Source organism: Herbaspirillum seropedicae, assembly GCF_001040945.1.
In the GTDB taxonomy this organism is placed as follows: Bacteria; Pseudomonadota; Gammaproteobacteria; order Burkholderiales; family Burkholderiaceae_D; genus Herbaspirillum; species Herbaspirillum seropedicae.
The window spans coordinates 2,304,643-2,327,533 of the sequence record NZ_CP011930.1 but is presented as its reverse complement, the minus strand read 5'-3'; the positions used below and the strand labels follow the sequence as shown (position 1 = coordinate 2,327,533).

General features: G+C 63.4%; 22 protein-coding genes. 19 read left to right on the top strand and 3 right to left on the bottom strand.

Annotated features, from left to right (window positions below; all coding sequences use genetic code 11):
- Nucleotide 1: 1 nt before the first annotated feature.
- Genes fliK through ACP92_RS10285 form a run of 3 tightly spaced genes read left to right on the top strand, consistent with a single transcriptional unit; the run spans nucleotide 2 to nucleotide 2,295 of the window.
- Nucleotides 2-1,186, top strand: coding sequence for a flagellar hook-length control protein FliK (gene fliK / locus ACP92_RS10295; protein WP_041310589.1), 1,185 nt, complete (start codon nucleotides 2-4; stop codon nucleotides 1,184-1,186).
- Nucleotides 1,173-1,517: an EscU/YscU/HrcU family type III secretion system export apparatus switch protein gene (locus ACP92_RS10290; protein ID WP_013234048.1), complete on the top strand. Its 345-nt coding sequence runs from the start codon at nucleotides 1,173-1,175 to the stop codon at nucleotides 1,515-1,517. Before fliK ends, ACP92_RS10290 begins: the two co-directional genes overlap by 14 nt.
- Before the next feature lie 22 nt (nucleotides 1,518-1,539).
- Nucleotides 1,540-2,295 carry a flagellar brake protein gene (locus ACP92_RS10285; RefSeq protein ID WP_013234047.1) on the top strand — a complete coding sequence of 252 codons (756 nt, stop codon included), beginning with the start codon at nucleotides 1,540-1,542 and terminating at the stop codon, nucleotides 2,293-2,295.
- A 120-nt stretch (nucleotides 2,296-2,415) separates the two neighbouring features.
- On the opposite strand, the gene fliE is transcribed toward ACP92_RS10285, so the two are convergent.
- On the bottom strand, nucleotides 2,416-2,772 hold the full coding sequence (gene fliE, locus ACP92_RS10280) for a flagellar hook-basal body complex protein FliE (RefSeq protein ID WP_013234046.1): 357 nt from the start codon (nucleotides 2,770-2,772) through the stop codon (nucleotides 2,416-2,418).
- A 250-nt stretch (nucleotides 2,773-3,022) separates the two neighbouring features.
- Here fliE and fliF point away from each other — a divergent pair, with 250 nt between their 5' ends.
- The 16 genes from fliF (at nucleotide 3,023) to ACP92_RS10200 (ending at nucleotide 19,237) form a co-directional block, all read left to right on the top strand.
- Nucleotides 3,023-4,804, top strand: a complete 1,782-nt coding sequence (gene fliF, locus ACP92_RS10275; protein ID WP_041310586.1) for a flagellar basal-body MS-ring/collar protein FliF — start codon at nucleotides 3,023-3,025, stop codon at nucleotides 4,802-4,804.
- Nucleotides 4,797-5,792, top strand: a complete 996-nt coding sequence (gene fliG / locus ACP92_RS10270) for a flagellar motor switch protein FliG (RefSeq protein WP_006462657.1) — start codon at nucleotides 4,797-4,799, stop codon at nucleotides 5,790-5,792. The genes fliF and fliG overlap by 8 nt, the downstream gene beginning before the upstream one ends.
- A 53-nt stretch (nucleotides 5,793-5,845) precedes the next feature.
- On the top strand, nucleotides 5,846-6,547 hold the full coding sequence (gene fliH / locus ACP92_RS10265) for a flagellar assembly protein FliH (RefSeq protein WP_013234043.1): 702 nt from the start codon (nucleotides 5,846-5,848) through the stop codon (nucleotides 6,545-6,547).
- 38 nt (nucleotides 6,548-6,585) lie between these two features.
- Nucleotides 6,586-7,992 (top strand): flagellar protein export ATPase FliI, encoded by a 1,407-nt coding sequence (gene fliI, locus ACP92_RS10260; protein ID WP_013234042.1) that lies wholly within the window; start codon nucleotides 6,586-6,588, stop codon nucleotides 7,990-7,992.
- A 37-nt stretch (nucleotides 7,993-8,029) separates the two neighbouring features.
- Nucleotides 8,030-8,470 carry a flagellar export protein FliJ gene (fliJ, locus tag ACP92_RS10255; protein WP_013234041.1) on the top strand — a complete coding sequence of 147 codons (441 nt, stop codon included), beginning with the start codon at nucleotides 8,030-8,032 and terminating at the stop codon, nucleotides 8,468-8,470.
- A 48-nt stretch (nucleotides 8,471-8,518) separates the two neighbouring features.
- The gene (locus ACP92_RS10250) at nucleotides 8,519-9,814 is read left to right on the top strand and encodes a flagellar hook-length control protein FliK (RefSeq protein ID WP_013234040.1); all 1,296 of its coding nucleotides are present in this window, start codon (nucleotides 8,519-8,521) and stop codon (nucleotides 9,812-9,814) included.
- Nucleotides 9,815-9,949: 135 nt separating this feature from the next.
- Nucleotides 9,950-10,465, top strand: coding sequence for a flagellar basal body-associated protein FliL (gene fliL / locus ACP92_RS10245; protein ID WP_013234039.1), 516 nt, complete (start codon nucleotides 9,950-9,952; stop codon nucleotides 10,463-10,465).
- Nucleotides 10,466-10,494: 29 nt separating this feature from the next.
- Entirely contained in the window at nucleotides 10,495-11,499 is a 1,005-nt protein-coding gene (gene fliM, locus ACP92_RS10240) for a flagellar motor switch protein FliM (RefSeq protein WP_013234038.1), read from the top strand.
- A 2-nt stretch (nucleotides 11,500-11,501) separates the two neighbouring features.
- Nucleotides 11,502-11,957 carry a flagellar motor switch protein FliN gene (fliN, locus tag ACP92_RS10235; RefSeq protein ID WP_013234037.1) on the top strand — a complete coding sequence of 152 codons (456 nt, stop codon included), beginning with the start codon at nucleotides 11,502-11,504 and terminating at the stop codon, nucleotides 11,955-11,957.
- 79 nt (nucleotides 11,958-12,036) lie between these two features.
- The gene (gene fliO, locus ACP92_RS10230; RefSeq protein WP_232284929.1) at nucleotides 12,037-12,597 is read left to right on the top strand and encodes a flagellar biosynthetic protein FliO; all 561 of its coding nucleotides are present in this window, start codon (nucleotides 12,037-12,039) and stop codon (nucleotides 12,595-12,597) included.
- A complete protein-coding gene (fliP, locus tag ACP92_RS10225; protein ID WP_231944479.1) occupies nucleotides 12,581-13,378 on the top strand; it encodes a flagellar type III secretion system pore protein FliP in 798 nt (265 codons plus the stop codon). Before fliO ends, fliP begins: the two co-directional genes overlap by 17 nt.
- 21 nt (nucleotides 13,379-13,399) lie before the next feature.
- The gene (gene fliQ / locus ACP92_RS10220; RefSeq protein WP_013234034.1) at nucleotides 13,400-13,669 is read left to right on the top strand and encodes a flagellar biosynthesis protein FliQ; all 270 of its coding nucleotides are present in this window, start codon (nucleotides 13,400-13,402) and stop codon (nucleotides 13,667-13,669) included.
- Nucleotides 13,670-13,708: 39 nt separating this feature from the next.
- Complete coding sequence (gene fliR / locus ACP92_RS10215; RefSeq protein WP_013234033.1) at nucleotides 13,709-14,512, top strand: flagellar biosynthetic protein FliR; 804 nt, start codon at nucleotides 13,709-13,711, stop codon at nucleotides 14,510-14,512.
- 116 nt (nucleotides 14,513-14,628) lie between these two features.
- The gene (locus tag ACP92_RS10210; protein WP_041310583.1) at nucleotides 14,629-15,846 is read left to right on the top strand and encodes an efflux RND transporter periplasmic adaptor subunit; all 1,218 of its coding nucleotides are present in this window, start codon (nucleotides 14,629-14,631) and stop codon (nucleotides 15,844-15,846) included.
- Between the two features lie 8 nt (nucleotides 15,847-15,854).
- On the top strand, nucleotides 15,855-17,828 hold the full coding sequence (locus ACP92_RS10205; protein WP_013234031.1) for a MacB family efflux pump subunit: 1,974 nt from the start codon (nucleotides 15,855-15,857) through the stop codon (nucleotides 17,826-17,828).
- Nucleotides 17,825-19,237 carry an efflux transporter outer membrane subunit gene (locus ACP92_RS10200; RefSeq protein ID WP_048348535.1) on the top strand — a complete coding sequence of 471 codons (1,413 nt, stop codon included), beginning with the start codon at nucleotides 17,825-17,827 and terminating at the stop codon, nucleotides 19,235-19,237. Before ACP92_RS10205 ends, ACP92_RS10200 begins: the two co-directional genes overlap by 4 nt.
- 97 nt (nucleotides 19,238-19,334) lie before the next feature.
- Here the strand turns inward: ACP92_RS10200 and flgL are convergent, their stop codons facing one another.
- Together flgL and flgK are read right to left on the bottom strand one after the other, a co-directional pair.
- On the bottom strand, nucleotides 19,335-20,468 hold the full coding sequence (gene flgL / locus ACP92_RS10195; RefSeq protein WP_013234029.1) for a flagellar hook-associated protein FlgL: 1,134 nt from the start codon (nucleotides 20,466-20,468) through the stop codon (nucleotides 19,335-19,337).
- Nucleotides 20,469-20,489: 21 nt separating this feature from the next.
- Complete coding sequence (gene flgK, locus ACP92_RS10190) at nucleotides 20,490-22,826, bottom strand: flagellar hook-associated protein FlgK (protein WP_013234028.1); 2,337 nt, start codon at nucleotides 22,824-22,826, stop codon at nucleotides 20,490-20,492.
- Between the last annotated feature and the right edge of the window lie 65 nt (nucleotides 22,827-22,891).

Below are 22,891 nucleotides of genomic sequence, written 5' to 3'. Positions count from 1 at the left end.
CATGTTGCCGCGGGCCGACATCGCCAGCGCCGTCCATCCCGTCAACGCCGTGGAACCCGCCACGGCCGTCGTCTCGGTCGCCGACACCCGGCAGGAAGCCTTCAGCCGCCTGGCCCAGATTGCAGTGGGCCAGCAGATGTCAGGGCGCATCCTCTCCAACTTCAGTGACGGCACCTTCCTGGTGCGCATCGCCAATACGGCAGCGCGCATGGTGCTGCCCAACAATGCCAAGGTCGGTGATGCGCTGGTGCTGACCCTGGTGTCCAAGGATCCTCGCCCGACCTTCTCGGTCAACGAAGGCAGCATCCGTCCCGACGAAGAAAGCGCCTCGGTGGCCCTCAGCAATGCCGGGCGCGCCATGCAGAAAGACCTCAAGTCCCTGCAATTCGTCACCCGGGATGACGCCGGCGCCGGCCAGATCGCCCAGAACGAGGACATCGCCGCCGATGCCCAGGCCAAGGGCGCACGCCCGGGACAGACCGGCGCGCCCGCCAGCACCACCACGACCCTGAGCAACGCAGCCAGACTCATCGACAGCCTCTTGCACGCCTCCCAGCAGGGCGACATGGCCGACCACGTCAGCGCCCCCGCTCCGCTGCTGCCTCGCGCCGGACTGCCGCCGGAGCAGATGGCCGGGGCGCTCAAGGACGCCATCGCCTACAGCGGCGTGTTCTACGAATCCCATGTCTCGGCCTGGGCCGCCGGCCAGCGTCCGGCCGAGGAATTGCTACGCGAACCCCAGGCCCAGGTGGCGGCCAAACATGGCGGCGAAATCAATCTGCTGAGCCAGAACGATCCAGCCCAGAACCAGCTTGGCCAGATCATCAACCTCCAGCTCAATGCACTGGAGCAGCAACGCGTGCTGTGGCACGGCGAAGTGTGGCCGGGCCAGAAGATGGACTGGGAAATCAGCCAGGAACATGGCCAGCAAGAGTCCAACGCGCAGGCGGACGATGAAGCGCCGCCCAGTTGGCACAGCGTGGTGCGCTTCGACTTCGCGCACCTGGGCGGTGTGTCGGCGTCGATCCGCCTGATCGGCCAGCAGATCCACGTCCAGGTCAAGGCCGACAATGAAAGCACCGCCGCCGCCCTGCGCGGCAACAGCAGCCTCTTTGCCGACGCCATGGCAGCGGCCGGAACGTCGCTGGATTCCCTGATCGTCAAGCAAAGCCATGGAGAAACCTAACATTCCCCTGCAGAATGCCGTCGCGCTGGCCTATAACGCCAGTCAGGCAGCACCCCAGGTCGTGGCCAAGGGCCGCGGCCTGGTGGCCGAGGCCATCATCGCGCGCGCCCGCGAAAGCGGCGTCTATGTTCACGAATCCAAGGAACTCGTTTCCCTGCTGATGCAGGTGGAACTGGACCAGCAGATCCCCCCTGCCCTGTACCGCACCGTCGCCGAGTTGCTAGCCTGGCTATATCGTATTGAAAATATGCAATTAAATTCATCGGTGATGTATGATACGGGACTAAATTATTCCAATAATTCCCCAGGGGAAAGCGATCCCACTCGCTGAATTCAGACGTATCGACGCACAGATGGCCAACCAAGACGAGATCGACGACGACAGTCCTTACCGGGTCCGCTCCCGGAGGGAGATCATTTCCCTGCTCACCAGCATGATGGAAAAGAATCAGCTGCTGAGCCTGATGATCAAGGGCGGCTCCGAGTCAGTGATCACCTCCATCCTGGAGGTCGATGCAGATGAAGATGCGATCACCCTGGACGCCGCGCCCAGTGCGATGCTCAATGAGAGCATCGTCTCCAGCAAGCAGATCGACTTCGAGGCGATCTACAACAGCATCCGCATCACCTTCGCCGTCGAGGGTGCGCGCCAGATCGAATACCAGGGCCGCCCTGCGCTGCAGGTCGACATCCCGGAAAGCCTGGTGCGCCTGCAGCGACGCGAGTTCTTCCGCATCCCCACGCCCATTGCCAAGCCGCTGCGCTGTACTTTCCGCATCACCCAGTCGGATGGCTCGTTTGTCACCGTGGTCACGATGCTCAACAACATCAGCGCCGGCGGCGTGGGCATCACCGATGAAAAGAAGCTGCTCTCCACCACGCCCGGCGTGATCTATGAAGACTGCCAACTGGAGCTGGGCGACAACACCCTGGTCTCAGTCAAGCTGCAGGTACGTGACTGCAAGGAATTCAAGATGACCAATGGCAAGATCGTCAACCGTTTCGGCTGCCAGTTCATCGATATCCCGCGCACCGTCCTGGCCGCGATCCAGCGCTTCATCACCAAGCTGGAACGCGAGCAGAACGCCAAGGCCTCGGGGATGATGTAAGCCCGCCAAGACCGGAGATCGCAAAAAAACACCCCAGCAACCGGACCACCGGCTGCTGGGGTGTTTTTTTGCCCTGCCACCCGGCGCCTGCCCTGCAGACGCCGGGAAACAGCCGATATCTCACACCTGCATCGTCATGATGTCACGGTAAGCCGACACCAGCTTGTTGCGCACCTGAATGCTGGTCTGGAAGGAAATGCTGGCCTTCTGCGACGCAATCATCACATCGGACAAGTTCACATTATCATCGCCCATGGCGAAAGCCTGCGACATCTTGGAAGCCTTCTGCTGCGAATCATTGACCTGGTCGATGGCGCCCTTGAGCACCTCCGAAAAGTCCACGCGCGGCGCGGCCTTCTCGACCTTCAGGCCGATCTGGGCCGGTTCCGACACGCCCTGGGCGCGTGCAGCGGCAGCTTTCAGCTGGGCCACCATCGCTTCGATCTTGCTGGTATCAATCACACTTTCGATCGCCATTTCCCACCTCTTGGTTTGATCTTTTGCATTCCTGCCACATGCTGACACGCACTGCGGCCTTGTACACGAGCACATTAACATCATTGCATTGACAAATCGAACCGATAAGCGGGGAATTTGCCATTCTGTTCGGGCGATCAAATTCCCGCCACGAACGGACAATCCACACTGAGCAAAAAACCTCACAAAGGTAAGCAGTGGACCAAGTCTTTATCAAGCTGGCAATCAAGGGGTCGCCAGAGGGGAAATCATGGCGGTAGCAGCCGATGGCACAATGACCGGCGACACCAACAATACGGGCGAGCTCGGCACTAACGAGGCCATGCCCGGATCTCAGCCTGCCCAGAACGGCATGATGGGTTACGCCCGCTCGCCGCAGGGCAAGCGCATCCTGCTCATCATCGCCGCCGCCGCCACCCTGGCGGTGATGGCCGGCATCTGGCTGTGGAGCCAGAAGGTCGAGTACCGCGTCCTCTTCTCCAATTTCAATGACCGCGACGGCGGCGCCATCGTGGCGTCGCTGCAGCAGATGAACGTGCCCTACAAGTATTCCGATGGCGGCACGGCCATCCTGGTGCCCGAGAACATGGTGCATGACGCCCGCCTGAAACTGGCGGCGCAGGGCCTGCCCAAGGGCGGCAACGTCGGCTTCGAGCTGATGGAGAACCAGAAGCTGGGCATTTCCCAGTTCCTGGAACAGGTCAATTTCCAGCGCGCCCTGGAAGGCGAGCTGGCGCGCTCCGTGGGCTCCCTGGCGTCCGTCCAGACCGCCCGCGTCCACCTGGCCTTGCCCAAGGCTTCGGTGTTCGTGCGCGACCAGCAGAAGCCGACCGCCTCGGTCGTCCTGAGCCTGTATCCGGGCCGCTACCTCGACCCGCAGCAGGTCAGCGCAATTGTCCACCTGGTGGCCAGCAGCGTGCCGGAACTCTCGCCCAAGGCGGTCACCATCGTTGACCAGAACGGCAACCTGCTCTCCGACACCACCAAGCAAGCCCAACCGAATACGCTCGATCCGACCCAGCTGAAGTATGTCCAGGACATGCAGCAGGACATCGTCAAGCGCGTCGAATCCATCATCGCGCCCATCGTCGGCAACGGCAATGTGCGCGCCGAAGCCACGGCGGACGTCGATTTCTCCCGTTCTGAGCAGGCGTCGGAAGCCTACAAGCCCAACCAGACCAAGGATAGCGCCGCCGTTCGCAGCAAGCAGAGCAGCGAAGCCAACAGCGCCTCCAACGGCACCTCGGGTGTGCCGGGCGCGCTGTCGAACCAGCCTCCGGCTCCGGCGACGGCGCCCATCGTCAATCCGGCAGTGGCCAACGGTGCGGCCAACCAGACTGGCGCGGCCACCCCCAATGGCGCCCTGCCGACCCCGACTGCCACGGGCAACTCGCGCAAGGACGAGACCATCAACTACGAGGTCGACAAGACCGTGCGCTATACCCAGCAACCGATGGGCGGCGTGCGTCGCCTGACGGTGGCCGTGGTGGTGAACTACAAGCGCACCATGGACAATACCGGCAAGATCGTGATGCGTCCGCTGACCGAGGCCGAGCGCAACCAGATCACCGACCTGGTCAAGGAAGCGATGGGTTACAACAAGGATCGCGGCGACTCGCTCAACGTGGTCAATACCCAGTTCAGCACCGACATGGAGCCGGAAGTGCCGCTGTGGAAGCAGCCTGGCATGATCGACCTGGCCAAGGAGATCGGCAAGTACGTGCTGGTGGCCGCTGTCCTGCTGTTCCTGTACTTCCGCGTCCTGCGCCCTATCGTCTGGAAGCTGTCCGGCCGCGAAGAACGCGAACGCCTGGCCAAGGAAAAGGCCGAGGCCGAAGCCGCCGCCGCTGCCGCAGCAGTTGCCGCCGGCTTCGATCCGGACGATCCGGACGCCATCGTCAACCTCTCCGGCGAATCCGAAGTCGACGAACGCGCCCAGTACAAGGCCAACCTCGAAACCGCCAAGCAGTGGGCCAAGAATGATCCGAAACTGGTGGCAAGCATCATCAAGTCATGGGTGAACAATGAGTAACGACGGCGTTCAGAAAGGTGCCATCCTCATGCTCGCCCTGGGCGAGGATGAGGCCGCCGAAGTGATGAAATACCTGGGCCCGAAAGAGGTCCAGAAGCTGGGTGCGGCCATGTCGGCCCTGCGCAACGTGAGCTTCGAAGAAATCAATGAAGTGCTGGAAGCCTTCGTCGCCGAGACCGGCCAGGCTTCTTCGCTGGGTCTGGATTCGGACGAATACATCCGCAGCGTCCTGACCAAGGCGCTGGGCGACGACAAGGCCACTTCCCTGCTCAACCGCATCCTGGGCGGGCGCGATGCTTCCGGCATCGAAAGCCTCAAGTGGATGGACGCGCAGTCGGTGGCCGAACTCATCCGCAACGAGCACCCGCAGATCATTGCCACCATCCTGGTGCACCTGGAGCGCGACCATGCCTGCGGCATCATCAACAATTTCACGGAACGTTTGCGCAACGACGTCATCCTTCGTATTGCAACCCTGGACGGTGTGCAGCCGGCCGCGTTGCGTGAACTCAATGATGTGCTGACCAAGCTGCTGACCGGCAACGAAAGCCTGAAGAAGCAACAGATGGGCGGTATCCGTACCGCAGCCGAGATCCTGAACTTCATGTCCGGCGAGAACGAGACCTCGGTCATGAACAACCTGCGCTCCTACGACGAGGACATGGCGCAGAAGATCATGGACGAGATGTTCGTCTTCGAGAACATCATCGATATCGACGGCCGCGGCATCCAGCTGCTGCTGCGCGAAGTCCAGTCCGAGTCGCTGATCGTGGCCCTGAAGGGCGCCTCGCAAGGCCTGCGCGACAAGATCTTCGCCAACATGTCGCAGCGTGCGGCCGAGATGATGAAGGAAGACCTGGAGTCCAAGGGACCGGTGCGACTGTCCGAAGTGGATGCGCAGCAGAAAGCCATCCTGCAGATCGTGCGCCGCCTGGCCGACGAAGGCCAGATCGTGCTGGGCGCCAAGGGCGAGGACGCGTTCATCTGATGCGCCTGATGCAGTCTGCTGTCGGCATGCCGGCCTGAGGAGTCAAAGAAGCCATGCGTGCAAAGATCATTCCCAAGGAAGAAATGACGCCCTACCAGCGCTGGGAGCTGGCGTCCTTCCACGACGAGCCCGAACCGGAGCCGGAACCGCTGCCGGAAGAGGAAGAATTCCTCGAAGAACCGCCACCGGTGCCGCAACTGACGGCCGAGCAACTCGACGCCATCCGCGAGGCCGCCCGCCAGGAAGGCTTTGCCGAAGGCCGCGAACACGGCCTGCAGGCAGGCCGTTCGGAAGGCTACATGGCTGGGCTGCAGCAGGGTCAGCAGGAAATCAACGAAGTCATCCAGCACTTCCGCCAGATTGCCGTCAATTTCAGCACCGAAGTCTCGCAATGCAGTGAAAAGATGGCCCCCGAGCTGCTGGACCTGGCGCTGGACCTGGCCAAGTCCATGCTCAAGACCGCGCTCAAGGCGCGGCCTGAGCTGGTGCTGCCCACCGTGAGCGCGGCCATCCAGGCCCTGCCCGTGCTGCAGCTGCCGGCCAGCCTGAGGCTGCATCCCGAAGACGCCGCCCTGGTGCGCAAGCACCTGGGCGAAGAACTGACCCAGCAAGGCTGGAAGATCGAGGAAGACGCCCTGCTCGATCGCGGCGGCTGCCAGGTCGAAACCCGCACCAACCAGATCGACGCCACCACCGCGACGCGCTGGAAGCGCCTGGGCGAGTCGCTGTCCAAGCAGCTCGACTGGCTGGAATGATGTCTTTCAAGTGATACCGACCTGAACGGGAGACCCGCATGAACTCCCCGATGCCATCCCATAGCAGCCTGTGGCAAGCCTACCTGCACAACTGTCGCAGCCTGGTCGCCATGGCCGAGCCCACCATGACCGCTGGCCGCATCACCCGCGTGGCGGGCCTGGTGATGGAAGCGGTCGGCCTGAAGCTGCCGGTAGGCAGCCCCTGCAACGTCCCCCTGCCCAATGGCACCATGATCGAGGCAGAAGTGGTCGGTTTCCAGGATGATCGCCTCTTCCTGATGCCGCAAAGCGATGTCGAAGGCATCGTTCCCGGCACCCGGGTCTATCCGGTCGAACCGGTCCGCCCGCCGCCGCGCACCGGCCCCATCAGCTTCACCCCGCGCCGCGCCGATGAGCACAGCCGCCGCCTGCCCGTGGGCGAGGAATTGCTGGGTCGCGTGCTCGACGGCGCTGGCCGCCCGCTGGACAACCTCGGGCCGCTGCATACCGAACGCTCTGCGCCCCTGGCCGTGCGCGCGGCCAACCCGCTGGGCCGCGCACCCATCCGCGACATCCTCGATACCGGCATTCGCGCCATCAATTCCATGCTCACCGTTGGCCGCGGCCAACGCATGGGCCTGTTTGCCGGGTCCGGCGTGGGCAAGAGCGTGCTGCTGGGGATGATGGCGCGCTACACCAGCGCCGACGTGATCGTGGTCGGCCTGATCGGCGAGCGCGGCCGCGAAGTCAAGGAATTCATCGAACAGATCCTCGGCGCCGAGGGCCTGGCCCGCTCCGTGGTCGTGGCCGCCCCGGCCGATACCCCGCCGCTGATGCGCCTGCAGGGAGCGGCCTATTGCACCTCCATTGCCGAGTATTTCCGCGATCAGGGCAAGGACGTGCTGCTCATCATGGATTCACTGACCCGCTACGCCATGGCGCAGCGCGAGATCGCCCTGGCCATCGGTGAGCCGCCTGCCACCAAGGGCTACCCGCCTTCGGTGTTCGCCAAGCTGCCAGCGCTGGTGGAACGCGCCGGCAATGGCGACGAAGGCGGCGGCTCCATCACCGCCTTCTACACCGTGCTCACCGAGGGCGATGACCAGCAGGACCCCATTGCTGACGCCGCCCGCGCCATCCTGGACGGCCATATCGTGCTCAACCGCCAGCTTGCCGAGGCCGGCCACTATCCGGCCATCGACATCGAGCAGTCCATCAGCCGCGCCATGCACAGCATCACCGACGCCGAACATCAGCGCAGCTCGCGCCATCTGAAGCAGTTGTACTCACGCTTCCAGCGTAACCGCGACCTCATCAGCGTGGGCGCCTACGCTGCCGGCAGCGACCCCATCCTGGACGAGGCCATTGCCTTATTGCCAAGAATGGAAGCTTTTTTGCAACAGGGCATCCATGAGCAAGCCGATGTATCAGAGAGCTTGAGGCAACTTACCGCTCTATTCGGGTGATTGAGCGCAAGCGGCCAAAAATATAATCAGTGCAATCATGGCGACTCCCTCCGCACTCGACACGCTGATCGAATTGGCGACCAAAGAGACCGACGAAGCAACCAAGCGTCTCGGTCGGGCCGTGCGCGTGAGTGAGGAAGCACAGCAGAAGCTGGGCATCCTGCAGCAGTACCGCGACGATTACGCCGCGCGTTTCCAGGAAACCCTGAGCAATGGCCTCACCGCCCTGAGCTACCGCAATTTCCAGTTGTTCATCGAAAAGATCGACAACGCCATTGCCGGCCAGGAAGATGTGGTCAGAAGCAGCCAGCAGCGCGTCGCAGAAGCGCGTGCGGCCTGGCAAGCGTGCGAGCGCAAGCGCATGTCCTATGACACGCTGGCCACGCGCGCGCGGGACAAGGAAATGCAGAAGCAGAACAAGCGCGACCAGAAGTCCATGGATGAACACGCATCGCGCATCACGTTCTACAAGCGTTGACGCCCGACCAGACAGCACGTACCCGCAAGTTACCGACAGGCCACCATCATGAACACTTCCCTGCCGCTGTTGAATGTGATCACCGGCTCGCAAGCCGCTACCGGCGCGCGCTCCGCCAATCCGGCCGACAGCTTCAGCGCCGATGTGCCTTTCAACCAGGTCCTCAACAGCCAGGTCAGCACCCGCAACCAGCAGAACCCGTCCCAGGACAAGCCCCAGGCCGCCCAGGAGCAGCAGCCCGCCGCGCCCAGCCAGCCGACCCAGAGCGCCAGCAGCGCCAAGGCCAGCGCGGCCAATGGCAGCGAGCAGAAACAGGACAGCGCCAAAGACGAGGACAAGGATAGCGACGACACCGCCACCCAGGCCTCGGCAGAACTGCTGGCCCTGGTGGCCAATATTGCCCAGAACGCCGTCAAACCGGTGACGGACGGCAAGAGCGAACATACCGACGCCGACCTGCTGGCCCAGGCCAAGCGCGGCGGCGCCAGCCTGTCGCTGGCCGATGAGCAGCAAGCCCTGGCAGGCGACGGCAAGGATGGCAAGATCGACCTGGCCGGCCTGCAGAGCAGCCTGGCCGCCAACAAGGGCAAGCAGGACGGTGCTGCCGCCGACCTGGCGCGCAAGGCCAATGCAGCCGAAGCCAATCCCACCGACGCCCATGCCGCCAAGGGCGAGAAGCCGGCCGTCGATCTGGGCAGCGAAAAAGCCCAGGCGCTGTCCAAGGAAGACGCCAGCACCCTGGCCAACCGCGCCCAGTATGGCAAAGCCACCACCGAGACCGTCGCGACGGCCAAGCAGGAGCTGCCCCAGGCCACGCCGACCCCGGTGGTCATGCCCGCCATGCAGCAGGCGCTGGCGGCCAACCAGACGCAGGCCGTCTTCGGCACCACCTACACCGACAAGATCCAGCCCAATGTGGGCAGCGCCGGCTGGGACCAGGCCGTGGGCAACAAGATCACCTGGATGGCCACTGGCGGCATCCAGAGCGCTTCGTTGACGCTGAACCCGCCCGACCTGGGACCGATGCAGGTGGTGCTGAACGTGCACAACCAGCAGGCCGACGCCACCTTCATCACCGCCCAACCGGAAGTCAAGCAAGCCCTGGAAGCGGCCATGCCCAAGCTGCGTGAAATGATGGACCAGGCCGGCATCCAGCTGGGCCAGGCCACCGTCAACACCGGCATGCCCAACCAGCAGCAAGGCGCCAACGGCGGCCAGCAGCAGGCGCGTAGCTCTTCTGGCGCCGGCGGTGCCGGCCAGGAACAGGACGGCGAGATCGCCATCACCGGCGCGGCCACCGCAACGACCACCAGCGGCCTGGGCCTGGTCGATACCTTCGCCTGAGCGCAGGGGAAGATCGACGCCCTGATGCAAGGCCACGCAATGCAATATCGTCCGCGCAGGACTCAACAATAAGAAAACTTTGCCGTTAAGCAGATATCCGCATACCACGCGCTGACGAACTGAAAGGAATAGTAGATGGCAACAAAAGGAAAAGCCCCGGCCAAGGGAGCTGAAGCAGATGCAGCACCGGCAAAATCGAGCAAGAAGATGCTCTTCATCATCGTCGGCGCAGTGCTGGTGCTGGTCATCGGTGGTGCGGCAGCCTTCTTCATGATGGGCGGCAAGGGCAAGAAGGGTGAGGATCATGCCGAAGAAAAGGCCGAGGCCAAGGCCCCGACCTTCGTGGTGATCGAGCCCTTCGTGGTGAACTTGCAGCAGGAAAGCGGTGACCAATACCTGCAAGTGGCGATGACCCTGCAGGTGCCGGACGGCCAGACTGCCGAAGCGCTCAAGCTGTACATGCCGCAGGTGCGCAGCCGCCTGCTCATGGTGCTCTCCAGCAAGAAGGCCTCGGAACTGCTCACCAGCGAAGGCAAGCGCCGCCTGACCGACGAGATCATCGACCAACTGGGCGAACCGTTCTCGGGCAAGGGCAAGGGACCGCAGATCACCGACGTGTTCTACACCTCGTTCGTGATCCAACAGCAGTAACACCGCATCGAAGTCAGAGATCGTCGACCATGGCCGAGCATTTTCTATCACAGGAAGAAGTCGATGCCCTTTTGAAGGGCGTGACGGGAGATGAAGACGAAGAAAAAGTCGTCGAAGAAGCTCCTGGTACGGTACGTACCTACAACCTGGCTACGCAGGAACGCATCGTGCGCGGGCGCATGCCCACGCTCGAAATCATCAACGAGCGCTTTGCACGCCTGTTCCGCATCGGCTTGTTCAACTTCATCCACCGTACCGCCGAGATCTCGGTCGGGCCGGTGAAGGTGTCCAAGTACAGCGAGTTCATCCGCAACCTGGTGGTGCCCACCAACCTGAACCTGGTCCACATCAAGCCCTTCCGCGGTATCGGGCTGGTGGTGTTCGACCCACAGTTCGTCTTCATGCTGGTGGACAACATGTTCGGCGGCGATGGCCGCTTCCACACCCGCATCGAAGGCCGCGAATTCACGCCCACCGAGCAGCGCATCATCATGCGCGTGCTGGAGATCACCTTCGAAACCTACGCCAAGTCGTGGGAACCGATCTATCCGATCGAATTCGAATTCATCCGCTCGGAAATGAATACCCAGTTCGCCAACATCGCCACGCCCAACGAAGTGGTGGTCTCGACCACCTTCACCGTCGAGCTGGGGCCGGTGTCGGGCGAAATCCATATCTGCACGCCCTACTCGATGATCGAGCCGGTGCGTGACCGCCTCACCAGCAGCATGCAGGGTGAGGCGCTGGAAGTCGACAAGCGCTGGATCCGCCTGATGAAGCAGCAGATCCAGACCGCCGAGGTCGAACTGATCGTCAATTTCGGCACCGCCCGGGTCAACTTCACCGACCTGCTGCACATGCAGGTGGGCGACGTCATTCCGCTGCAGACCAATACGACCGTCGAGGCACAGGTTGACGGCGTGCCGGTGATGGAATGCAGCTATGGCCAATCCAATGGCCAATACGCCTTGCGCGTTGAAAAACTGCTGTCCATCACCCATCAAGAAACACCGGAAAGCTTTCAAGGAGATTAGTAATGGCTGATGAGAACGTAGCAGGCGCAGGCGCAGCGGAAGACGATCCGTGGGGCGCGGCCATGGCCGAGCAGACGCAGGCTGAAGAGGCGCAGAAAAAAGGCGAGATGGAAGACGAGAAAGGCATCAGCGCGGCACCCGCGATGGCCACGGTCTTCAAGGATCTCTCCGCGGACGATATCAAGACCAATACCCCCAACGACATCGACTTCATCCTCGATATCCCGGTCCAGCTGACCGTGGAACTGGGACGCACCAAGATCGCCATCAAGAACCTGCTGCAACTGGCGCAGGGCTCGGTGGTGGAACTGGACGGCATGGCCGGTGAACCGATGGACGTGCTGGTCAACGGCTGCCTGATCGCCCAGGGCGAAGTGGTGGTGGTCAACGACAAGTTCGGTATCCGTCTCACCGACATCATCACGCCGGCCGAACGCATCCGCAAGCTCAACCGCTGAACGGGATGGTCGGTCGTTGATGAATCATCCGGTGGCAGCCTCTCTTTCGCGCAGCCTGCAACAGTGCCGGGCGGGCCTTGTGTCCGCCCTGCTCTTTCTGGGCGGCGCCATGCTCGGCAGCAGTGCTGCCTGGGCCGACAACGGCGCTGCCGCCAACACGGCAGCCAACACCCTGAGCACCCCCGCTGCTGCCGCCCATGCCACCGCGAATTCGGCGGCTGCGGCGGCGCAGAGCGCTGGCGCGGCCCTGCCGTCTTCCGGCGGCAGCGTCTTCACCATGCTGCTCGGCCTGACCGTCGTGCTGGCCGTGCTGGCGGCGGTGGCGTGGCTGTTCAAGCGCTTCGGCCTCAACCAGGGCCTGGCCGGCAACGCCGCGGCCAAGGTGGTGGGCGGCGTGAGCGTGGGCACCCGCGAGCGGGTGATGGTCATCGAGGTGGGTGAGCAATGGATCGTGGTCGGGGTCGCGCCTGGCCGGGTCAATGCGCTGGCCACCATGCCGCGCCAGACGCTTGCCGCCGCACAGGCGGGCGCTACCGGCCATGCGCCGGCCTTCGCCACCTGGCTCAAGCACACCATGGATAAACGTAATGGCGCAGCCGGCAACGGCGAGCGCCCGGGTCAAGATGGCAGCACTTCCTAAGCCGCAAGGCATCGTCTCCACTGCGGCCCGCAAGGCTGCTGCGCTGCTGCGCAACCGTTACTGCTGGCTGGCGCTGCTGTGCCTGCCCTTGGCAGCCTCGGCCCAGCAGGGTATTCCCGCACTCAACAGCATGCCCGCTCCGGGCGGCGGCACGAACTATTCGCTGCCGATCCAGACGATGCTGTTGCTCACCTCGCTGTCCTTCCTGCCGGCGGCCTTGCTGATGATGACCTGCTTCACCCGCATCGTCATCGTGCTCTCGCTGCTGCGCCAGGCGCTGGGCACCCAGTCGACCCCGCCCACGCAGGTGCTGGTGGGGCTGTCGCTGTTCCTGACCTTCTTCGTCATGAGCCCGGTGTTCGACCGCATCTATACCGACGCCTACCAGCCCTTCGCGGAAAACAAGATCCAGATGATGGAAGCGCTCGACAAGGGCGCGCAGCCGCTCAAGGAATTCATGCTCAAGCAGACCCGCGAGTCGGACCTGGCGCTGTATGTGAAGCTCTCGCGCGGTCCCGCCCTGCAGGGCCCGGAAGACGTGCCGCTACGCCTCCTGGTGCCAGCCTTCGTCACCAGCGAACTGAAGACGGCGTTCCAGATCGGCTTTGCCATCTTCCTGCCCTTCCTCATCATCGACATGGTGGTGGCCAGTATCCTCATGTCCATGGGCATGATGATGATGTCGCCAGCGCTGGTGTCGCTGCCCTTCAAGCTGATGCTGTTCGTGCTGGTGGACGGCTGGCAGCTGCTCATCGGGTCGCTGGCCCAGAGTTTTTACTAGCCTAGGACAAGGAAGAGCCTGATGACTCCAGAAAGCGTCATGACCATGGGCCGCCAGGCCATGGAAATCACCCTCCTGATCGCCGCGCCGATGCTGCTCACGGCCCTGCTCATTGGCCTGCTGGTGAGCATCTTCCAGGCCGCCACCCAGATCAACGAACAGACCCTGGCCTTCATTCCCAAGCTGCTGGGCGTGTTCCTGGCCATGATCGTGGCCGGTCCATGGATTCTGACGGTGATCGTGGATTACATGCACACCATGTTCAGCGGCATTCCCGCCATGGTCCAGTAGTAGGTCCGTGGCCGCAGCGCAGCTTGCGGCCTCCGATGCATGCTTACCTTCTCCAGCCAGCAACTCTATGTCTGGGTCGCCATGTTCATCTGGCCGACCACGCGCATCCTGGGCCTCATGGCCATTGCGCCCCCGTTTGGCAGCGCCAGCGTCCCGATGCTGGTGAAGGTCTTGCTGGGCGTGGCCATCGGCGCGGTGATCGCGCCCGACGTCCCGATCCCGCCAGCCATCGAGCCCACCTCGATGACGGGCATCATGATCCTCTTGCAGCAGTTGCTCATCGGACTGTCCATGGGCTTTGCCATGCGCATCGTCTTTGCCGCCGTGGAAGCGGCCGGTGAATTCACCAGCACCACCATGGGCCTGTCCTTCGCCGCCTTCTTCGATCCCCAGACCCAGGGTCGTACCGCCGTCATCAGCCAGGTCTTCTCCTTGCTGGCCACGATGGTGTTCCTGAACCTGAACGGCCACCTGATCCTGCTGCAGGTGATGGCCGAGAGCTTCCACACCCTGCCCATCACCGGCCAGCCCATCACCACCGAGGGCTTCCATCAACTGGTGCTGTGGGGCGCCAAGATCTTCAGCATGGGCCTGCAATTGTCGCTGCCGCTGCTCATTGCCCTGTTGATCACCAACTTCGCGCTGGGCGTGCTCACGCGCGCCGCGCCGCAGCTGAACCTGTTCGGTATCGGTTTTTCGATTACCATGTTGGCGGGTTTCATCTTGATCGGCATCACCCTGCCCTATATGCTCACGCCGGTCCAGAAGCTGCTCTCCGATGGCGTGGAGATGGTGCGCCTGCTGGGCAGCGTGCCGCCGGTCAACGCGCTACCCAAGCCTTGAGGCCAGGGCGCCGCCGCTAACCGAGGCGACATTTACCTGATCTGACGATCTTGCCGTCATTCTCCGTTCACACTAGCGCCTGATCTTTCCCAGGCCGCTGCAGGTCTTTTTTGCGCATGAAACTTGCCCAGCTACGTCGTCCCAAATTCATCTTCCTGGCCCTGCTCGTGCTGCTCATCGCGGCCTGGATCATCCGCAGTGTACTGACCCCGCCAGCGCCGCCCACCTACCTCAGCGCCACCGCCCGCGTGGCCGACATCCAGGACGTGGTGCTGGCCAGCGGCACCGTCAAGGCCTACAAGCAGGTCAGCGTGGGCGCCCAGGTATCGGGCCAGATCAAGTCGCTCAAGGTGGCGCTGGGCGACCAGGTCAAGAAGGGACAGCTGGTGGCCGAGATCGATTCGCTGACCCAGGCCAATGCCCTGGCCAGCGCGGAGTTCTCGCTGCAGAACCTGCAAGCCCAGTTGCGCGCCAAGGAAGCCAGCCTGAAACAGGCGCAACTGGCCTACGCGCGCCAGAAGATGATGCTGGCCGGCGACGCCAGCTCGCGCGAGAATTTCGAAAGCGCCGAAGCCACCCTCAACACCACCCAGGCCGACATTGCCGCCCTGCAGGCGCAGATCAAGGATGGCGCCATCAAGGTCGATACCGCCCGCCTGAACCTGGGCTACACCCGCATCAGCTCGCCCATCGAGGGCCAGGTGGTGGCCATCGTGGCGCAGGAAGGCCAGACCGTGAACGCCAACCAGAGCACCCCCACCATCATCAAGGTGGCGCGCATGGATACGGTGACCATCAAGGCGCAGATCTCCGAAGCCGACGTGGTCCGCGTCAAGCCCGGCCAGCCGGTCTTCTTCACCATCCTGGGCGATCCTGACCACCGCTACCGCACCACGCTGCGCGCCATCGAGCCGGCGCCGGACTCCATCCTCCAGGACGATACTTCCAGCAGCACGACATCCATCACCAGCAGCAGTAGCGCCAGCTCCACGGCGATCTACTACAACGGCCTGCTGGATGTCCCCAATCCCGATGGCAAGCTGCGCATCTCCATGACCACGCAGGTCAATATCGTGCTGTCCGAAGCCAGCAATGCGCTGGTGCTGCCTTCCACCGCGCTGGGCGCCAAAGCCGCCGATGGCAGCTACACCGTGCGCGTGCTGGACGATCAGGGCCAGGCGCATGAGCGCAAAGTCAGGATAGGCATCAACACCAATGCCCTGGTACAGATCGTCGAGGGCGTCAAGGCCGGTGAACGCGTGGTCACCGGCACCGTCCTGCCCGGCGCCGCCGCCAGCAGCAGCGCGCATGACGGCCCGCCGCCGCACATGTAAGGCCGGCCATGCGCACTCCCCTGTTACAGCTGCGTGGCCTGCGGCGCGACTTTCCGGCTGGCGATGAGAAGATCACCGTCCTCAATGACGTCAACCTGGACATCCATGCCGGCGAACTGGTGGCCATCGTCGGCGCGTCCGGTTCGGGCAAGTCCACGCTGATGAACATCCTGGGCTGCCTGGACAAGCCCAGCGCCGGCAGCTATCTCGTCGCTGGCCGCGAGACCGGCAAGCTCGATGCGGATGAACTGGCGCAGTTGCGGCGCGAGCATTTCGGCTTCATCTTCCAGCGCTATCATCTGCTGTCGGACCTGGACGCCACCGCCAACGTCGAAGTCCCCTCGGTCTACGCCGGCCTGGAGCCGCTGCAGCGCCGCCAGCGCGCCGGGGAACTGCTGGCCCGGCTAGGGCTGGCCGAGCGCAGCCATCACAAGCCCGGGCAATTATCAGGTGGGCAGCAGCAGCGCGTCTCGATTGCGCGCGCGCTGATGAACGGCGGCGACGTCATCCTGGCCGACGAGCCCACCGGTGCGCTGGACAGCCACAGCGGGCAGGAAGTCATCAAGATCCTCAAGGAACTGCATGCCGAGGGCCACACCATCATCATCGTCACGCACGACATGCAGGTGGCCAGCCACGCCCAGCGCATCATCGAGATCAAGGACGGCGTCATCATCGCCGACCGCCGCAACGAGGAGACGGTCCCTGCCCTCGCTACCACGGCCAGCAACAATACCGGCGCCTCTGCCCGGCAAGGCCGCCAGGCCCGTCCCTGGCGCGCCTGGCTGGACCGCTTCAAGGAAGCGCTGCGCATGTCGCTCCTGGCCATGAATGCGCACCGCCTGCGCAGCTTCCTGACCATGCTGGGCATCATCATCGGGATCGCCTCGGTGGTCTCGGTGGTAGCCCTGGGCAGCGGCTCGCGCGAGCAGATCCTGGCCGACATCAGCGCGATGGGCACCAATACCATCGACATCTTTCCGGGCGCCGATTTCGGCGACATGAAGTCGGCCTCCATCCGCACCCTCACGCCCGCCGACGCTGCGGCGCTGGCCGAGCAGAACTTCGTGGACAGCGTCACGCCCAGCGTGGCCACGTCATCCTCGGCCCGGTACGGCAACATCTCCGTGACCGCCACCATCAACGGCGTGGGCGAACAATACTTCCGGGTGCGCGGCCTGAAGATGGCGCAAGGCAAGAGCTTCGATACCGAGGGCATCCGCCGCTACGCCCAGGAAGTGGTGATCGATGCCAACAGCTACAAGAAGCTCTTCCCCGACGGCGGCAACGCCCTGGGCGAAGTGATCTTCCTGGGCAGCGTCCCCTGCCGCATCATCGGTGTGACGCAAAAGCGCGAGAACGGCTTTGGCAACAACAATGCCCTCAATGTCTGGGTCCCCTACACCACCGCCATGAGCCGCGTGATCGGCCAGCGCCACCTCAGCGGCATCACCGTGCGCGTGAATGATCAGGTGCCCAGCGCCGCGGCCGAGCAAGGCATCGTCGAGCTGATGACGTTGCGCCATCGCACCAAGGATTTCTACCTCTTCAACACCGACAGCATCCGCCAGACGGTCGAGAAAGCCACCGCCACGCTGACCTTGCTGGTGTCGATGATCGCCCTGATCTCGCTGGTGGTGGGCGGCATCGGCGTGATGAACATCATGCTGGTCTCGGTGACCGAACGCACCCGCGAGATCGGTGTGCGCATGGCCGTGGGAGCGCGCCAGAGCGACATCATGCAACAGTTCCTGATCGAAGCCGTGCTGGTCTGCCTGGCTGGTGGCCTGCTGGGCGTGTTGCTGGCGCTGTCCTTCGGCGCCCTGTTCTCGCATTTCGTCAGCAGCTTCCGCATGATCTACTCCACGGCGTCCATCGTCAGCGCCTTCGCCTGCTCAACCCTGATCGGCGTAGTCTTTGGCTTCCTGCCGGCGCGCAACGCGGCGCGCTTGAATCCGGTCGACGCCCTGGCCCGCGAATGAAATCACTGCCCATGTCCCTGCCCGTCCCATTCCGTCTCTCGCTGCTGCTCGCGCTCACGCTGCTGGGGGCCTGCAGCCCGCTCACCCGCAGCGCCTACACACCCGTGTCCACGCAGACGCCCGCCAGCTGGCAGCAGCGCGGCAGCCAGCCCGAAGCGGATGTGCAGCGCTGGTGGCAAGGCTTTGGCGACGCCACGCTGACCGCACTCATCGATGAAGCCCTGCGCAAGAACAATGACCTGGCCCTGGCGGCCATCAAGCTCAGGCGCGCCCAGGCGCAGGCTGGCCTGGCCGATGACGCTTTCGTGCCAGCGCTCAGCGCCAGCCTGGGAGCGAGCAGCAGCAAGCAGCTCGATGGCGACCGCATCAGCACGCGCGCCAGCCAGAGCTCGGTCAAACTCAGTTATGAAGTGGATCTGTGGGGCCGCCTGGCAGCCGCCTCCGACCTCAGTCGCTGGGAAGCCCTGGCCACCGAGCAGGATCGCCAGAGCACAGCGCTCACACTCATCGGCACTACCGCCAATCTCTACTGGACCGGGGCCTACCTGAACCAGCGCGTGGCAACGGCCGAGCAGAGCATCGCCTATGCAGAAAAGACCCTGGAACTGGTGCGCACCCAATACCAGGCAGGAGCGGTGTCGTCGGTGGAAGTGCTGTCGGCGCAGCAGAATCTCTACAGCCAGCAGTCGAGCTATACCGAACTGGTGCAGCAACGGGTGGAGAACGACAATGCCCTGGCCATCCTGTTCGACCAGCCGCCCGGCAAGGCCATCGCCCTGCCGGCACGGCTGCCGGAACAAGCGCTGCCCGTGCTGGCCGCTGGCGTGCCGGCCGAACTGCTGGGGCGGCGGCCCGACCTGCGTGCGCTTGAATTGCGCATCCGCAGCGCCCTGGCGGGCGTGGACCAGGCGCGCCTGAATTATTATCCGCAACTGAGCCTGACCGGCACGCTCGGCACCAGCAGCGACGCCCTGCTGCGCCTGGTACAGAATCCCGTGGCCACGCTGGGCGGCGCGCTGACGCTGCCCTTCCTGCAGCACAGCGAGATGAAGTTCAAGGTCGGCATCTCCCAGGCCGACTTCGATACCGCGGTGCTCAACTTCCGCAAGGGTCTCTACACCGCCTTCAGCGAGGTCGAGAACGCCCTGTCGGCGCGCCAGCAGTACGCCCGCCAGCAAGCGCTGCTGGTGCGCAACCTGGACGCCGCGCAGGCCGCCGAACGCTTGCTGGAAGTGCGCTACCGGGCCGGCTCGGCCACCTTGCAGCTCTGGCTGGACCAGCAGGACAAGCGGCGCACCGCTGAAATCTCGCTGGCCCAGGTGCGCCTGAATCAGTTGAAGAACCAGATGACGCTGTACCAGGCGTTAGGCGGAGACGCCAGCGTGCCAGCGGCCATCAGTGCGCCGTGAGTGCGGCGAGCGAAGCAGGCCTCAAGCAAAAAGGCGAACCCGAGGGTTCGCCTTTTTTGACTGTTCGCCACGATCCTGAAGGACCGGTCGGGCTGACTTACTTCAGATAGTTCAGCAAGCTCAGACCGCTGGTGGTGACGAACACCTTCTGCGCCGCCGACAGATAGGTCTGGGTCAGCGTGTAGTCGCTGATGAGCTGGTTGACATCGGACGGGTTGCGGCCCAGCAGGTTGTTGATGGTCTGGGTGTAGTTTTCCTTGTTGACCTCACCTGCCGCATCCAGATTGTCCAGCTCGTTCTGACGCGCACCGATGGAGGCCTTGGCGGTGGTGACATTGCTCAAGAGCGAGTCGATCTGGGTATTGAACGAAGCCAGATTACGGGTCAGCGCGGCCTGGCTGCCCACCACCGGGGTGCGTGCGGCGTCGGCGGCGTCAGACTGCAGCTTGAGCGCTGCCGTGGCCGTAAAGACCGCCTGGTAGGTCGGATCGGTGGGGCTCAACGCATTCAACTGCGCCAGCGAGGTCTTGTAGGCGGCAATCGGCGTGAGGCCGGAACCGGCCGGATAGACGAAGTTGTTGGCGGCAGTCTCATCAGCCTTGTTGGCAGCCTCGGTCACGGGTACCGACAAGACGTTGATGAAGTTGTTCATGGTCTTGAAGATATCCTGGCCATTGCCCTGGAAGATGGCTTGGCCGGAAGCGCTGATATCCATCACGCGGGTCGAATCGACCTGCAGGCTCATGGCGCCCTGGTCGCCGTTGTAGACCACGCCGCCCGTGCCATCGAGGGTGAACGGCTGGGTGGTGCTCTTGAACCCGGCGAAAAGGTAGTTGCCCTGGCCGTCCTGGGCATTGGCGTAACCCAGCACTTCAGCCAGGTTGCCCTTGATCTCGGAGGCCATGTTGATGCGCTCGGCATTCGAATACGAGGCATTGCCCGCGGTGATCACGTTGGATTTCAACTTGGTCAGCATGTTGGTCATGCTCTCCAGGTTGCCTTGCACGCTGGACAAGGCGCTGTTGGCGTTCTGGCGATTGGTCTTGTACTGCTCGTTCAGGTCCGCAGTCTGCTGCATATCCAGGGCGCGGGCGGCAGCCACCGGGTCATCCGAAGGCAGCAGCACCCGCTGCTGTGCAGTCACCTGCTGCGACAGCTTCAGGAACTGGCTCTGCATGCTGGTCAGGTCGTTGTTGCTCGACTGATAGATCATCTGGGTGCTAATACGCATGGTCTTCTTCCTCTAATCAGTTTAACTGCCCAACGACAACAGCACGTTGATCATGTCGCTGGCCGCCTGGATGATCTTGGCGGCGGCCTGGTACTGCTGCTGGTTCTGGATCATATGGGCCAGTTCTTCGTCCTGGTTGACCCCGGACTCGGACTGCTGCTGATTCTGGATCGCGGTCAGGCGCGCCTTTTCAGCGGTGTTGGTGACGTTGATCTCGTTGGTCTTGTTGCCGATGGTGGCCACCAGCTGGGAATACGAACCCTGGAAGCTGGTGCCGTTGATGGTGTTGGCCGTCTGCAGCTTGCCCATGGCCAGGGCATTGCGGTTGTCCGAGGCGGCATTGGTATTGGCCGCGATGGTGAACTGGTCGCCATTGCCGGGCTGGCCGGAAATGGCGAACTGCACGCCGCTGATCTCGTAGCTATCGCCTGCCGTGTAGGACAGCGTGGTCGCGCCACCGGCGATGGTGGTGGTGGTGCCATCCTTGTGGGTGATGGTGCCGCCGCCAGCGGGCACTGCAGGCGAGATGTTGAATACCGGCGGCGCGGCCGTGCTGTTGTAGGTCAGCGTGGTTGGCTTGGTCAGCGGCGTCGTGGTGGTCAGGTAAGCCGGGGTGACCGAACCGGTGCTGATGGTGGCCGTCCCCTTGTTGGCGGAGACCGGTGCGAAGTTGAACTTGTCGCCGGCGGCGGGCGAACCGGTCAGGGCGTAGGTCACGCCACCGCTGGTGATGGTCATGCCCGACTTGTAGTCGAAGGGCGTTGCGCCAGTCACGCTGGCGGTGGTGCCATCGGCGTAGTTCACCGTCACCCCGGGAACCGGCGCGGCGCCTGTCCAGGCTGCCGACAACTGCATCTTGGGCGGCGTCGAGGCGTCCAGGGCGGCAGTGAAGGACACCGATGAGCCCTGCTGATATTGGCTGGAATCCAGCGAGGTGTTGGAGATGATGGCGTTGCCGGTGTTGCTGGCCGGCATGCTGGCGTTGACGTTGTTGGTCGCGTTGATCGAGGTGGCGATCGGAGCGGCCGTGGCCAGCAGCTGGGTATTGTTCAGCGCCAGCGAGAAGCCCGCCGCGCCATTGGCGGTCGGCTGGATCTTGTAGGTATTGCCAGCGGCCATGGTGGGCGCAAACGGACCCGGCGCGGCCGCACCATTGGAATAGGTCACCCCGTCCAGCGTGACCGGGAAGGCGCCGGGCGCCTTGATGGTCTTGGTGTTGTCGGACAGACGGGTAAAGGTGTAGTTGGTGCCGTCGTAGCTCAGCGTGTAGTCGCTGGTGGTCAGTGCCGACGGATCCGTGATGGTGGTGGTCAGGTTGGTCGTGCCGGTGTTGCCCGGGTAACCGATCAGGTTGGGCGAGCTGACATTGAACAGCGCCGTGCCCTGGTTGCCGTTCTGGTCCAGGCCCAGCTTCTGCTGCTGGTTGAACGCCGTGCCCATGGCGATGGCGATACGGCCCAGCGCGTTCTGGGTCGGGTCCAGGGTTTCGGAACGATACTTGAGCAGGCCGCCGAGGCTACCGCCATCATAGAAGAAGCTGTCGGGGATGGTCGAGGTGCCGCCACCGGGAATGGCCTGGCCGATCTGCAGACGTGAGACATCGGTGGGCGAATTGGTCACCACCATCTGGGTGACGTTGTCACCCGCCACCAGCGACTGGCCGGTGCCGATGAACACGCTCACCGAACCGGTATCCTGCGGCACGGTGGTGATCTTGACCAGCTTGTTGAGCTGGGAGATGACCTGGTCGCGCTGGTCCAGCAGATCGTTGGGCGGCTGGCCGCCACCGGTGCCGATGGCCTTGACGATGGCCTGGTTGAGCTGGGAGATCTGCTGCGCGAAGGAATTGATCGACGTGACGGTCGAGGTGATCTGGCTGTTGACGCTGGCGCTGCTCGAGGAGAGCTGGTCGTTGATGCTGGAGATGCGCGCCACCAGCGTGGAGGCCTGCGACAGCACCGACTGGCGCGACGCCTGGGTGTTGGGGTTGGAGGCCAGGTTCTGCACCGCGCTGAAGAAATCCTGCAGCGCCGGCGACAGGCCGGCCTTGGTGTCGGCCACCATGTTGTTGATCTGCGAGATCTCGGAATAGTACGAATCCAGCGAGCTGGCCGAGGTCTGCGAGGCCAGCGCCTGCTTGTTCAGGAAGTCGTTGTAGACGCGCTTGATCTCGTTGACCTGGGTACCCTGGCCGACGAAGCCGTAGCCATAGTTGATACCGCCTGCCGAGCTTTGCACGACTTCCTGGCGATTGTAGCCGGGCGTCTTGCCGTTGGAGATGTTATGGCTGGTGGTGGCCTGGGCCGCCATGGCCGCCTGCAACGCGCTTTGCCCGATACTGAAGATATTAGTTGCCATGCTAGGTTGTCGTCCCTGAAAGCTTTTAGCGGAATAACCAAGTCAACGGCAGCATTGGCCAAAAC

Excerpts from the sequence above, each read along its gene's own strand:
- fliK (WP_041310589.1), top strand. The coding sequence starts at position 2 with ATGTTGCCGCGGGCCGACATCGCCAGCGCCGTCCATCCCGTCAACGCC.
- ACP92_RS10290 (WP_013234048.1), top strand. The coding sequence starts at position 1,173 with ATGGAGAAACCTAACATTCCCCTGCAGAATGCCGTCGCGCTGGCCTAT.
- ACP92_RS10285 (WP_013234047.1), top strand. The coding sequence starts at position 1,540 with ATGGCCAACCAAGACGAGATCGACGACGACAGTCCTTACCGGGTCCGC.
- fliE (WP_013234046.1), bottom strand. The coding sequence starts at position 2,772 with ATGGCGATCGAAAGTGTGATTGATACCAGCAAGATCGAAGCGATGGTG.
- fliF (WP_041310586.1), top strand. The coding sequence starts at position 3,023 with ATGGCGGTAGCAGCCGATGGCACAATGACCGGCGACACCAACAATACG.
- fliG (WP_006462657.1), top strand. The coding sequence starts at position 4,797 with ATGAGTAACGACGGCGTTCAGAAAGGTGCCATCCTCATGCTCGCCCTG.
- fliH (WP_013234043.1), top strand. The coding sequence starts at position 5,846 with ATGCGTGCAAAGATCATTCCCAAGGAAGAAATGACGCCCTACCAGCGC.
- fliI (WP_013234042.1), top strand. The coding sequence starts at position 6,586 with ATGAACTCCCCGATGCCATCCCATAGCAGCCTGTGGCAAGCCTACCTG.
- fliJ (WP_013234041.1), top strand. The coding sequence starts at position 8,030 with ATGGCGACTCCCTCCGCACTCGACACGCTGATCGAATTGGCGACCAAA.
- ACP92_RS10250 (WP_013234040.1), top strand. The coding sequence starts at position 8,519 with ATGAACACTTCCCTGCCGCTGTTGAATGTGATCACCGGCTCGCAAGCC.
- fliL (WP_013234039.1), top strand. The coding sequence starts at position 9,950 with ATGGCAACAAAAGGAAAAGCCCCGGCCAAGGGAGCTGAAGCAGATGCA.
- fliM (WP_013234038.1), top strand. The coding sequence starts at position 10,495 with ATGGCCGAGCATTTTCTATCACAGGAAGAAGTCGATGCCCTTTTGAAG.
- fliN (WP_013234037.1), top strand. The coding sequence starts at position 11,502 with ATGGCTGATGAGAACGTAGCAGGCGCAGGCGCAGCGGAAGACGATCCG.
- fliP (WP_231944479.1), top strand. The coding sequence starts at position 12,581 with ATGGCAGCACTTCCTAAGCCGCAAGGCATCGTCTCCACTGCGGCCCGC.
- fliQ (WP_013234034.1), top strand. The coding sequence starts at position 13,400 with ATGACTCCAGAAAGCGTCATGACCATGGGCCGCCAGGCCATGGAAATC.
- fliR (WP_013234033.1), top strand. The coding sequence starts at position 13,709 with ATGCTTACCTTCTCCAGCCAGCAACTCTATGTCTGGGTCGCCATGTTC.
- ACP92_RS10210 (WP_041310583.1), top strand. The coding sequence starts at position 14,629 with ATGAAACTTGCCCAGCTACGTCGTCCCAAATTCATCTTCCTGGCCCTG.
- ACP92_RS10205 (WP_013234031.1), top strand. The coding sequence starts at position 15,855 with ATGCGCACTCCCCTGTTACAGCTGCGTGGCCTGCGGCGCGACTTTCCG.
- ACP92_RS10200 (WP_048348535.1), top strand. The coding sequence starts at position 17,825 with ATGAAATCACTGCCCATGTCCCTGCCCGTCCCATTCCGTCTCTCGCTG.
- flgL (WP_013234029.1), bottom strand. The coding sequence starts at position 20,468 with ATGCGTATTAGCACCCAGATGATCTATCAGTCGAGCAACAACGACCTG.
- flgK (WP_013234028.1), bottom strand. The coding sequence starts at position 22,826 with ATGGCAACTAATATCTTCAGTATCGGGCAAAGCGCGTTGCAGGCGGCC.